Below are 12,519 nucleotides of genomic sequence, written 5' to 3' on the forward strand. Positions count from 1 at the left end.
CTTCATCCCACAACTTCTTTGTATGTCTTCGCTGTTCTTTTAGCAACAGCATCCCAACTATAAGTCTTGCGCACAATCTCTCGAGCGTTCTTGACCAGCCATTCAGCATGACTATGATTCGATAGAACGTGGTCTATGCCCCATGCAATCGATTCAGGATTCCGAGGATAAACCAGCACGCCTGTTCGGTCGTGCTCTATGAACTCGGTTAAGCCGCCCACTTGGCTCGCCACAACTGGAACGCCTGCAGCCATGCCTTCAAGGGCGACTATGCCAAAAGGCTCGTAGACAGACGGGACCACCATGGCATCAGCACTCCTTGTTAGAGCAGCTAGGTCCCAATCTGAAAGAAAACCAGTGAACGTGATTCGCCACCTTTGACCACTCGTGTTGGCGAGGTATTCTAGGTGATCTCGATACCAGCCGTCGCCTACAATGATGAATTTGACCTCAGGTCGCCTTCTGGCCATAATTGGGACTGCGTGGATCAAGTACTCGACGCCTTTCTGAGGTACAAGTCGCCCTATGCACAAGACCAATTTTTCATGAGGTTGAATGCCCCAACGTGCACGAACAGCTCCTCTGTCCATTGAAGCTTCATATGGAGTGGTGTCGATGGCGTTTGGAATTATGTCCACTTTGCTATCGGACACATGGAAATGACCGCAGACTTCGCCTTTCATGGAGCCACTTGTAACAATTATTTTGTTCGCCTCGTATGTTGACCACCACTCAAGTCCATCGATGGTGAACGAATCTGGTATGTGCAAACCCGAGCGCCCGTGCTCCGTGCTGTGAGCGGTGAAAACTAACGGTTTCTTGGTAAAGTGTTTGAAGGATATGCCAACTGGTGCTGTGAGCCAATCGTGCACATGCAAAACATCGAAGTCCACGAGTTGACTTACGCCCGCCATGCGTTTCTCGATAAAATGGTTGAAAAGCAAGACCCATGTCAAGAAGTTTGGGTGCCCCACCTCGCTTCTTGTTCGATAGATTCGGATGCCGCTTTGCTCCTCATAATCGGGCGCACCTGGAAGATCAAGGGTGAAAATGTGCACTTCGTGTCCCTGCTGAACCAAAGCTTTGGCTAAGCCTTCACAGTGTCGGGCGATGCCGCCGACTATGCGAGGCGGGTACTCCCATGATATCATAGCCACGCGCATTTTGCCACAACACCCGCGTGCAAAGCAAGAGACACCATTAAGACGACGGTTGACTTAAAAAATCATGGGTAGACTTTTGGAAACTTGCTAAGCCTTAATCAACGCCTTGATTTTTTCTACATACTCGTGAATAGCTTTATCCGCGGCTTCTTTACTTGGAGCTTCCGCATATAGGTTGATCACTGGTTCTTCGCTGCTTGGATGCATAAGTATCCACGTGTCATCGTAGAAGACCTTTATGCCATCAATTGTGTCTATTTGGCGGTCGCGAAATTCCTCTATCAAGCTGCGCATAATGTGTCCACGCAGTTCCATTGGGCTTGCTATCGAGCCTCTTGCCATATACAGACTGGGTAAATCGCTGCACAGTTCGGTTAGGCGCGTATTCTTGCGAGCTAGTATTTCGGTGATTTTCGCCGATGAGAATATGCCGTCGAATCCTCTCTGAAACTCTGGAAAGACGAAGCCTCCTGTTTCTTCGCCTCCGAAAACTGCTTCATGCTTTATCATGGCGTCCAGAAGCGATCTTGCACCGATTTTACAGCGGATCACCGTGCCGCCTTCGGGTTCAACAATATGATTTATGATTCTCGAAGAGCTAACTGGCACTACGACTTTGCCACCCTTCCGTTCTCTGATTCGTTCTCGGGAAAGTAATGCTAGTGACACGTCGCCTGAGAGGGCACTGCCTTCTTCGTCCACAAACAACACGCGATCGGCGTCGCTGTCCAGTGCCATTCCTAGATCAGCGCCTATAGCCTTGACCACCCGAGCCAGATTCAGAATCGAGGAAGGAACCTGCTCAAAAGTGCGCGGACCAACAATCTCATCAAATCGAGAGTTAAGGGTTGTTACATCACATCCAATCTCGCCTAGGATGGCAGGGGCGACCGCTGAGCCTGCTCCATTCGCACAGTCAATAACAACCTTTAAACCTGCTTTTCGTATGGCGCCAGAGTCTAGGAATTTCATAGCGTCCTTGCGGTAAAAGTCAACTGTGCGAGCTGGATAGATGAGGTCGCCGACCTCGTCTGGCAGCACCCGTTGAAACGCTTCGCGGAAGAAAACGCTCTCGACTTTCTTCTCAGACGCGCGGTCTAGTTCCATTCCGTTCGAGTCGAAGAATCGTATGCTAACCATGCGAGGGTCGATTTCCAACATGCTGACCATGATTCCAGCGGTTGCGCCCAAGCTGCGAATCATATAGCGTGTTACAGGTGCTGGGCAAATCTGCAAGTTGCTAACGTCTACTCCCGCAGCAGTCAATCCAGCCATTATTGCACGTTTGACCATGCGTGAGACGCGATGGGTATCTCGTCCAACGACCACGCTGGTTCCTCTTCCCAGAAATGAGCCGAATGCTACACCAAGTTTCGCTGCAAATTCAGGTGTGATTTCAATGTTCGCTAAGCCGGTTATGCCATGGTTGCCGAAGAGCGATGTCATCCAACGCATGCCCCACTTGAGATCCATTGTAACCATGGCGCCTGCCTCAATCATCTTACCGGGCCAAATTCTTATGCCCGATTTGACTGTGGCACCTCGTCCAACAATGCACTCGTCTCCAACCACAGCGCCTTCCAAAACTATGGCTGCATCTTTTATTGTGCATTTTTCTCCAACAAGGCATCCAGCCAGATCTGCCCGTGGCCCAATGACTGTGTTGTTCCATACAACGGACCGCTTGATTGTTGCCTTCTCATCGACAGTGACGCCGCTGCCTATGATTGAGAAGGGTCCAATGGATGCTTTGTCGCGAATACGAGTCTTCCTTCCGATCAGAGCTGGCTCTTTTATTTCAACGTAATCCTCTATCTCGGCGCCTTCGTCGATCCAGACGCCATGCGTCTCTTTTCCAGGAATACTAACCTTTAGTCTTCCTTGCAAAGCGTCGTGATTGGCTTGAAGATACTGCACCGGATTGCCTATGTCACACCAATAGCCGTCCGAAGCATAGCCGTACAGTGGCTCGCCTAACTCAAGCAGTGCGGGAAAAAGGTTCTTGCTGAAATCAAATTCCATATCCGTTCTAACGTGCTTCAAAATCTCAGGTTCAAGAATGTAGATTCCAGAGTTTATTGTGTCGCTGAAAACTTCGCCCCAGCCTGGCTTCTCTAAGAATCTTTTGATTCGACCGTTTTTTTCAGTTATTACGATGCCGTAGTCGGTTGGGTTAGAAACCCGTGTTAACACTATTGTGGCGATGGCGCCTGATTGCTTGTGAAAACTCAGAGCTTTCGACAAGTTAATGTCTGTAAGCACGTCGCCACTGAAAACAACGAATGTTCCATCCAAGTAGCGTTCAGCATTCTTTACGCCTCCAGCAGTCCCTAGAGGCTTTTCCTCAATAAGATAGGTGAGCTTGACGCCGAAGTCGTCGCCGTCCTGAAAGTAGTCATGAACTGCTTCAGGTAGATAATGAAGCGTTAGAACAACGTCTTTGAAGGCATGTTGCTTCAAGAGGTCAAGTGTGTGCTCCAGCATGGGCTTATTAACAACAGGCACCATGGGTTTTGCGCGGTTGGTTGTTAACGGGCGAAGACGAGTACCCTCGCCTCCAGCCATCACGACGGCTTGCATAGCATAATCACAACTGCCTTGTTTTCATTAGCTGTCTGTCTCATTGGATTATAGCCCTGATAAAATAAATGATTTTGTTACATCGCTTAATGTTAATCCCGCATTCGCAATGAGCGCGAAGCTGAGGCCAAGATTCTTCAACTATAGCGGCAGGTAGTGGTGAATGCTTTCGGAGCATTTGGCGAAGCCGAGAAAATGCTGTTGCGTTTCTACTTGGTGCCTTGGGCGATTGCTTTCAGCTCTTTGATTCTGAGTTCAACTGCATTAACAGCTTTTTTTCGCAGGGTTTCGCCACTAAGTTTCTGAGCGGCTACGTCTCGGAGCCTGTCACTTAGCGTGTTGTCGCCTATCACGTGTCTAGTCCATCGTTCGAAATCGCCGCATTCGGTGTGGAATTCAATCGATTTGGCATCAACGGTTTTCAACGCGGAGCTAAACTCTTCAAGACCGTTTACAGTTGTCTGTGTGGGTCTGGCGAACTCGTAGAAGAAGGTAAAGCCTCTCTCAGCCGGAAAGGCGCGTAGCATTCTGCGTGCTACCCATTCGGGTTTCTGCAGTTCAATCATGATGCGAGCTTCAAAGTCTGAAAGCACGCTGGAATACACTGTGAAGGCCTCGATGGGAGTGCCCAGAGCGTTGAAGTAACTGTGGACATCACCCGGTCCGCCGCCTTTTATGCTCAGGTAGTATAGGTGGTCGCTTGCCTGCAGATAGCGCCACATTCGAATAAGGTCAGAATCTCCTATGTCCTTAACCAAGGGTTCCATTTGCTTAACATGGTTATAGCAGGTCCACTGCATCGGGTTTGTAAGCCATGCTGTGATGTCGCGCTCCAAGTCAGCCCAAGAAACTGAGAAGAACTCATGAACGTCTATTTCGTCAACGGGCTGATGCCAATTTACAACTTCATTTGGCAGCGCCCAATTCAAATGATGCCATTTTGTAACCTCGCTTGGTAACCAGCGCAGAAAATCGTGTATGCCGCTTTCGGGCCAGTGGTGCTCACCCAATGTTTCGTAGTCCATGAACAAAGTGATAACTTGGCCCTGCGAAGCCGCGAGCCAACTGGAATATTTCTGGGCGGTTAGTGGCCACTCGTTCCACCAGCGTGCCGTGAAGCGGAAACCCACATCGTCTGAAAGGCGGTAATTGCGCAACAGCACGCGCAGATTGGAGTCCTTAGCCTTGTAGATATAGTTAGGGCTACGCCATCGCAGAAGGCGTTCAACACCTTCCGTGATTGTAGCTTTGTAGCCCAAGCTCTCAAGTGTTTTAGCCACGGCGTTGTTGTAGACGCACTCTGTGTTGATGCAGGTTTTAGGCTCGTAGTTAAACAAGTCCTTCATGAGCTGCTTGTGCATCTGCACCTGCTCAATGAACTCTGATCTGTCAGGGCCGAATAAACTAGCGAGAGAATGGTAGTAGGTTTCATCAAGAAACTCGACGCAGCCAGTTTGAGCCAACTGCTTGAAAGACTCTATCAGGTCTGGACTCCAGCGTTCGCATTGCTCAATAAGAACGCCCGTGATGCTGTAGGCTGCCTTGAACTTCTTCCACTCGTGCTTGAATCGGTCAATTTGCTCCAAGATGATGCCGTTGGCTGGGAAATAGCATTTTCGAGCAGCTCTTTCGAACACTTCGCGGTTCAAGGCATGGTCAAAATACATGTCAAACAGGTCGCTTTTCCTAACCTGAGGTCTAGCTAGTAGATTTGCATGGAAGTTTCTGCTCAAACGGAAGGGCTGGTGAACCTCAAAGATGAGGCAAACGTCCGGCAAGGCTGAAACTCCATCTATGTGCTTAGTGGCAAAGACAACCTAACATCAAGCGTCAGTATTTATTGTTTGTTAACTAAGCCTCAATAAAGATGTTGGCTCATGACTCTCTATACTTTGTTTGACTTCATGATTTGCTGCTCATACGGCGGTCGTTTTAGCAGGATGTCTTCCATATAAGCTCTTAATGGCTCAGCTACGCTCCAAGCCTGAGCGATGCAGCCTCTGGGGTCATGTGGCGAGTCCCCATCAAAGACCTCACTAATCGAACCTAACCCTGCGCGCTGCAGCTCAACAGTGAACAAGGGCTTGAGAAAGTTCTCAAAAGCAATGTTGCGCCAATGAGCGTCGTGACCTCGCAGTCTGAGCAAAGCTGTGACGAAAGGCCCAAGCAGCCATGGCCAAACCGTGCCATTATGATACGCCATGTCGCGTTTCCGCCTGTCTCCATGGTATCTTCCAGCATATCGTGGGTCGCTGCTGGACAATGTTCTAAGCCCAAACGGAGTCAATAGCTGTCTCCAGACGGATTCGACGATCAACTCAGCCTTCACTTTATCGAGCATTGTAAAGTCGAGCGAGGCTGCCAAAACCTGATTTGGTCGCAACGAGTTGTCTTTGCCCGAGGCGCTAACCACATCGAACAAGTTGCTCATCTGTGGATGCCAGAATTTTTCCAAGAAGCTCTTTTGGGCTTTCTCAGCCATTCTTCCGTATATTTCAACCTTGTCATCTTGACCGAAACGGTCGGAGAGTATTTGCATGATTCTCAGAGCATTGTACCACAGCGCTTGGACCTCGACGGCTTTGCCGCTACGTGGCGTAACTGGTCTTCCGTCAGGAGCTGCATCCATCCATGTCAACTGAGCGTCATGTTCCAACAAGCCATCGGTGTCAACATGGATGCCGAATAAAGTGCCTTTCACGTGATGATCAATTATTGACTCTAGCGTAGGCCAGAATGCTTGCTGAACGAACTGAAAGTCGCTTGTATACTTCAAGTACTGCAAAATAGCGTTGAAATACCAGAGCGTTGCGTCGACAGTGTTGTAGGCTGGAACACGCTGAGGATCATCAGGAAAGCTATTTGGAATCAAACCTTCCCGACAGTACAGGCTAAAAGTCTGCAGCACCTGTCTAGCGTCTTCAAACCTTCCTAAAGTGAGCGTTAGTCCTGGCAATGAAATCAACGAGTCGCGACCCCAATCTGCGAACCAGTGGTAGCCAGCAATCACAGATTTGGTTCTCGTCAACTCTCGTTTGACTATAAAGGCGTCGGCAGCCAAGATTAACCATTTCAACCAGCCCTCTATGTCAAGATCATTGTGGTACTTCTGGAAGTCGCTAAGTAGGTCTCTTTTCCTTTTCAGCTCTGATTCGTAAACAGCATCAATACTGCCCTCATCCTTGTAGATGGTCCAGAGAGTATTCTCAGCGTCGCGCTCGTCCTTGCCTCCAACTGCCAGTACGGATAGTTTCCTAGTTTCATCTGACGCGACATCTAAGCCGAAAGCCCCCGGTCGAAAATTGTCGTCGACGCTGCTTTCTCCACGCTCAGCTTCAGCTCTATAGAAGTTTTCAACCCATCCGCTGGGCTCTGCATTGAACTGTCCTTCCGGGGAAAACAATAACAGAGTTGAAGCATTCGTTGAAGGCTGTGCCATTAAAAGCTGATTTGAGTTTTCCTGCCTAACATTCCATCTTAACAGACTTCTCGTAGTAACTGAGTGAAACCCTCTGCAGTTTATCAAAGGCGACAATGAGACTCGCACTGTTTCTCCTGAGGTGTTAGCTACTTCATAAGCGATGATCGAAGCATTCCTTTCGCGAGGCATGAAAACAGTTTTCTTGAGTCTAAACCGCTTGTCAACACTGAAAGTGCAAGTTGGCAATGGACCAAGGGAAAACTCATCAGGAAAAACGGAGTTGGCAGGCTGCAATCCCAATGTGGTTTCATTTGCTCCGAAACTGAAGCGATTGTTGCCGAATTGGATTTCCTCATCAAGCTTAGTTAGAAGCACCCATCGATCAACAGGTGGATTAAGAGCAGCCACAAGAAGCCCGTGATACTTGCGAGTGTTGACTCCTAGAATGGTAGAAGAGGCGTATCCGCCTAAACCGTTCGTCACCAGCCACTCAGTCTTCAATGCTCTGTTCGTGTCTGAAAGAACGTTTGACCCAATCTTCATCGTGGGCAGGGAGCTCATGATAACCAAATTGCCTCATTATGAAGCAGGTGACCTTTAAAGGCTTCATGCAACAAATGCAGAATGAAGCAGGTTGAAGGAGCTTAAATCTCGAACTTCTTTAGGATTTCTGCCTCTTTCTCACCCGAAACTTCCGCTATGACGTGGATGTATGCCTTAAGTCCAGAATTCTCGATTCTTGGTTTCAACAACTCATCGATTTGAAAGACTCCCGCTGGATTTGTCATCAGTATTCTTACAGTTACGGGTTTGTCTTTGCCCTCTTGGATTTCCACTTTCTTAATTGAAAGCGCTGAGACCGAGTGAATATCTATCTTTCCAGACTGAAATGGAATCCGAGCTCTGCCTTCTTCCATATCCAAGGCGTCCGCAATGCTCACCACGCCCGCCTCCACAGTCAGCGGCTTCCTAGGAGTCTCATGTGAAACCACGGCATGCAATGCTTCCGAAGTCACTATTGCCCGCTCTTCCTCGCTGTATATCTGCCGCAGATGCTTCTCAATGAATTCTGCAGCGAACAAAGCGCTGATCTGTTCATGCTCGTGTCTCGTTACAATCATGCCCAAATCGTGGAAAATCGAACCTAGAACAACCACGACTTCAGCATCCTCATTTTTCATGCTGTAGTTCTTAACGATGCTTGGCACAACTTTGTTGTTGATCAGAATTCGAAGGATCTTCAGCGCCGAGTTTGCCACTATTTTGACATGAGTTGGACCGTGATCCGTGTAGCCCATGCGGTCAATAGCCATAACGTTGGCGCATTTCCAGAAGGTCCATAACCGTGTGTCTTTACGCACCTCATTGATTAAGCGCTTCAATTTTGCATTGTCTCGAAAGGGGATGTTGAAAACGTATGCCAATATGCCAACACTCCTTAGATATAGCTAGTTAATATTGGATTGAGAACTTTAAAGCGTTTAGACAATCAGCTTAGCCACGTTCTTACCTCTAACCGTGCCGAAGAAACGTGCCACAGGTTGACACTTGGTCCGCAACAACAATGCATGAGGCTTCGTCAGCTTTGTCTCAGTTAGAGTTTCTGCATGTCCCATCCCCTTGGCTACAATCAAGTCAGCCGACTTGTACAAGGAAATGAAGCGCTTCGAACATTCCTTCAAAACCAGCCCAACTGAGTCAGTTCCAGTGGACATCACGTCGTCAGCTGCCTCCTGCATGCCCACAGCTTTCGCATCCTGCAACGTAGCATCGTTAATTATCGGTTTACCCTTCACAGCCACAGTAACACGAGGACCCAGCTTCTTGAGTTCAGCCACAAGCAACTTGTCAAAAGCGATCTCGCCCGCGTTGTCAGTGAGATACAAGATGTCTTCCGCGTTCTTTGCGGCATCAATAATCTTAGAGATCTCGTCAACAGCCAAATCTTCTTGAGCCTGCAGCGCGAGCCTTGTAATGTCTTCAAATCTAAACTCATGCTCCGGAATGTCAAACTCAATTACGTTTCCGACTATAGCGCACAAACAAGCCTTCCTGAATCTTGCCTCACCAGACTTCTCCTGAGCGATAACTCGTTTAACCTGAGGCAAAACTTCTAAGGCGCGCTGGTTGCTGAGCCACTTCTTCTTTGCGTAAGGATCCGTGTTACCAGTTATGGCTTTCACCAAACGGTCGCGTTTCGTCCCAAGGCGAGCTGGAACAGCTACTGGTCCGAACTCCTTGTCAAGTAACCGTGCAAGAGCTGACATTGCTCGAAACTGAAGAGCCTTGTCGTTTGTGGCTTCACTGATTTCCATGTATCCTCGATGAAGAATGCACGGTGCACATTCTATGTCAACCTTCAACTCTAGGGCTCCTTAGGTCTCCAAGTTTATTTCAGTATGGCTTCAGCAAATTCCGTTAAGATGGTATAAGGATCTTTAGCTTTGACGATGCCGCTCGCCACTAACACTCCTTCTGCGCCCAACCGCAATGCCGCACTCACGTCGCCGCCTCGCGTTATGCCCGCGCCGCATAAGATAACAACGTCACGATTGACTTGTCTAACGAGTTTAACTGTGCCTGACACAACTTCGGGCTTTGCCTTGGAAACAGGAATTCCGGTGCCAATCAACTCGGGAGGCTCAACCGCGACCATATCGGGCTTCAGCGCAGCAGTCGCCACACTAACCGAAGCGTTGTTGGAGCATACAACCGTGATCAGGCCGTTCTGACGAGCGCGCGCTATGATTTCATCAATATCTGCAAGCCTCATCCGTCGCTCAGAGTGATTCACCAAAGTGCCTACCGCGCCAGCTTCCTTCACCGATTCAGGCAAAACATGACCTGTAAAGCTACCAGCGGGAAACGGGTCGATATGCTGTGAGAAAACGGGAATTGACACCTCGCTCGCAATAGGTGCGATGTCGGCAAACTGCGGAGCAACACCGATGCTTGCTTTGGTTTCCCGACTTACTTTCTCACAGGTCTTGGCAAGTTTAAGCGCATTCTTTCCCGTGCCTTCAATGTAGGTTTTGAAGTTGACCAAGACCAAAGGAACGTGAACTTTGCCTCTTGCCTCCTGCTTTGGCATCTGAAATCACACGCTAAGCATACAGAAACCCGAGTTAAAACAATTTGGTTAATCGCGGACAGGAAATCAGACAAACTGGCTAGGCCAGTTTCTGCAAGGCGCGCAATCGTTTTACGATGTTGGGATGCGTTGAGAACAACTCGGCCAACCGGTCTAAAGCGGTGACGTTTTTTGTTAGAACGCTCTCAACCAGTTTTTGATCAGTTCGGTAGCTCATTACTCGAGACATCGCAGCTGAGTCAGCCTCAGCCCTATCCGGATCTGAGATGAACAAAGCCTTGAATGACCCCGCTGTGCCAACGTTTCGGCGGGAATGCTTCAACTTATGAGTATAGTCCACGATTTTTGCTAGGCCTTCAGAGAGTTTACGAGGCCCATCATCAACGATGCTGGCGCTGTGACGATCCGCGAAATACTCCCGAAGCCGGCTCAAATACAGAATGAACATCGTTAAGACGAAGTACATGAGAATGCTGACGACACCTATTGCTGCAGCTCCGCCTGAGCCTCTTTCGTTTCTGCTTCGGTACGATGATGACCAGAGCATGGAGAAGCCTATGTAATAGAAGATCGCTGGCAGGATGGAGACAAACATCATGACCTGCACGTCACGATGCTTCAAATGCCCCAACTCGTGCCCTATAACTGCTTCAACCTCTTCGTCATCAAGCGTGTTCAACATTTCCGATGTCACTGCAACTCTGGACCCAGCTATAGGCGAACCATAGGCAAACGCGTTTGGAATTGGCATGTTTGCAACCATGACGCGAGGCTTTTTTAACCCGCTTTTTGCGCTGAGCCTTTCAACCATTTCGTGCAGTCGCGGTTTTTCTGAAGGCGAGACCTCGCGGACACGGTACATGGCGTCGATGAGGTATGGCGCGATGAGCCATTGAAGAAGGTTAAAGGAAATGACGATTATGGGCATCAGAATAAAGTCAACGTTGAACCACCACAAAATAGCTGTGAAGAACAGGGTGGACAAGCCTATGATTGCGGCTAACGTTCCCAGCACGGACATTCGAAGCTGCCACAAACTCATGATTATTCACTACGTCAGAACACAACCAGCGTAACGGAGACTTAAATCCTTTACTTCCACGCGAGTCCGCGTGTCAGAGAAGCGCTTCACAACTGCAATCCGACGGTTTCAATGCAACAAAGACTCTGGGATCTGGCCACATGGAATTTCATGCCCAGAATCTGCTCAGTTAACAAGATGTTTGTGTCCAAATGCTCCGTGACAAGGCGGCTTAAGTAAACTGACTTGCCTTTCGCAAGCGCAACATAAGGCACCAACATATCAGCCAAATGCGAGTCAACAGTAGCCTCGGACTCTATTTCCTTAAGCAGATTCTCAGCGGCTTCTCGCCCTACTGTTTCGCTGGGTTTGCCCAGCTCGCCTATGGCATCTCCGCCCAATAACGCGCCTTTGTCGGTTTCAGCCCACAAAACCAGAGAACTGCCCTTCTGCAGTGGATTCGACATGTCATTACGTATTTCTATTTCTGCCTTCAACCCTGCAGCTTTGAGGCGGTCATTTGCCGCTACTGCTTGACGCTCAGCAACCCTGCGGTCAGCAAGAAAAGTGCAAACGGATACGCCTTTTACGTCTCGTAGTTTTCCGAAGTCGTCTAGGGTTATGGAATCGAGATTTCGGCAGGGCTCAACGTCAAGCAGGATTTCACCCATTCCCTTTGGATAGTAACCATATTTCTGAATGATTAACGAAGCCTTCAAGCCCATACGAGCCAGCATAGGCAGCAGCACATACTTCAGGTAGTTGATTGTAGGCGCGTTTCTCACATCTGTTCCGCCTTTCTTAACATGCAAGTGCACAGGCTTCTCCGCATAGGCGCATATTGGCAGAACAGTTAACAGAAGCATGGGAATGCTGCCCGCAGTTCCTATCTCCGCTTTAACTTCGCCACCGTGTATCTCATTTGGCGTGAACCAAAGCTCACGCGAACCGAGTTTAGCGCCTTTGACTTCGGCGTTGCACAGCTTGGCTGCGGTGAGCACGGCTTCCAGATGCTGTGGGCGCAGTCCAGGTTGAACGCGTTTCTCGCGTATGCGGATGATGTGCAATGGCTTTTTCATAATTGCAGCTAATGCAATGGATAAGCGAAGGATGGTGCCACTGCCACTCTTTTGGCTGCCGTCAATTTCTAACAAGCGACGCAACTCTCACGTTGAATTCGATGGGGGCGCTCTTTACCTTTTTGACGCATGGCGATTAGGACAAAACAGAAATGGCAGCTCAC

Annotated in this window: 9 protein-coding genes; all 9 read right to left on the bottom strand. The window is 49.0% G+C overall.

All coding sequences use genetic code 11. The features are described 5' to 3' along the window. Window positions 1-2: 2 nt before the first annotated feature. The 9 genes from VJ249_01350 to rtcA all read right to left on the bottom strand — a co-directional run bounded on the left by VJ249_01350 (window position 3) and on the right by rtcA (window position 12,430). The gene (locus tag VJ249_01350) at window positions 3-1,163 is read right to left on the bottom strand and encodes a glycosyltransferase family 4 protein (GenBank protein HKZ93212.1); all 1,161 of its coding nucleotides are present in this window, start codon (window positions 1,161-1,163) and stop codon (window positions 3-5) included. 87 nt (window positions 1,164-1,250) lie between these two features. Next, window positions 1,251-3,743 carry a mannose-1-phosphate guanyltransferase gene (locus VJ249_01355; protein ID HKZ93213.1) on the bottom strand — a complete coding sequence of 831 codons (2,493 nt, stop codon included), beginning with the start codon at window positions 3,741-3,743 and terminating at the stop codon, window positions 1,251-1,253. A 209-nt stretch (window positions 3,744-3,952) separates the two neighbouring features. Further along, complete coding sequence (locus VJ249_01360) at window positions 3,953-5,521, bottom strand: alpha-amylase (protein ID HKZ93214.1); 1,569 nt, start codon at window positions 5,519-5,521, stop codon at window positions 3,953-3,955. Window positions 5,522-5,628: 107 nt separating this feature from the next. Then, window positions 5,629-7,725, bottom strand: a complete 2,097-nt coding sequence (locus VJ249_01365) for an amylo-alpha-1,6-glucosidase (protein ID HKZ93215.1) — start codon at window positions 7,723-7,725, stop codon at window positions 5,629-5,631. 83 nt (window positions 7,726-7,808) lie between these two features. Further along, a complete protein-coding gene (locus tag VJ249_01370; GenBank protein ID HKZ93216.1) occupies window positions 7,809-8,588 on the bottom strand; it encodes an HD domain-containing protein in 780 nt (259 codons plus the stop codon). 57 nt (window positions 8,589-8,645) lie between these two features. Beyond that, a complete protein-coding gene (locus VJ249_01375) occupies window positions 8,646-9,527 on the bottom strand; it encodes an ARMT1-like domain-containing protein (protein HKZ93217.1) in 882 nt (293 codons plus the stop codon). 26 nt (window positions 9,528-9,553) lie between these two features. Next, window positions 9,554-10,255: a triose-phosphate isomerase gene (tpiA, locus tag VJ249_01380; protein HKZ93218.1), complete on the bottom strand. Its 702-nt coding sequence runs from the start codon at window positions 10,253-10,255 to the stop codon at window positions 9,554-9,556. A 79-nt stretch (window positions 10,256-10,334) separates the two neighbouring features. Continuing rightward, the gene (locus tag VJ249_01385; protein HKZ93219.1) at window positions 10,335-11,297 is read right to left on the bottom strand and encodes a zinc metalloprotease HtpX; all 963 of its coding nucleotides are present in this window, start codon (window positions 11,295-11,297) and stop codon (window positions 10,335-10,337) included. Window positions 11,298-11,383: 86 nt separating this feature from the next. Beyond that, on the bottom strand, window positions 11,384-12,430 hold the full coding sequence (gene rtcA / locus VJ249_01390) for an RNA 3'-terminal phosphate cyclase (GenBank protein HKZ93220.1): 1,047 nt from the start codon (window positions 12,428-12,430) through the stop codon (window positions 11,384-11,386). Between the last annotated feature and the right edge of the window lie 89 nt (window positions 12,431-12,519).

The organism is Candidatus Bathyarchaeia archaeon (assembly GCA_035283685.1).
GTDB lineage: Archaea > Thermoproteota > Bathyarchaeia > Bathyarchaeales > Bathyarchaeaceae > DATETJ01.

What these genes read in the sequence shown, in the direction of transcription:
- VJ249_01350 (HKZ93212.1), bottom strand. Translation starts at nt 1,163, where the DNA reads ATGCGCGTGGCTATGATATCATGGGAGTACCCGCCTCGCATAGTCGGC.
- VJ249_01355 (HKZ93213.1), bottom strand. Translation starts at nt 3,743, where the DNA reads ATGCAAGCCGTCGTGATGGCTGGAGGCGAGGGTACTCGTCTTCGCCCG.
- VJ249_01365 (HKZ93215.1), bottom strand. Translation starts at nt 7,725, where the DNA reads ATGAGCTCCCTGCCCACGATGAAGATTGGGTCAAACGTTCTTTCAGAC.
- tpiA (HKZ93218.1), bottom strand. Translation starts at nt 10,255, where the DNA reads ATGCCAAAGCAGGAGGCAAGAGGCAAAGTTCACGTTCCTTTGGTCTTG.
- VJ249_01385 (HKZ93219.1), bottom strand. Translation starts at nt 11,297, where the DNA reads ATGAGTTTGTGGCAGCTTCGAATGTCCGTGCTGGGAACGTTAGCCGCA.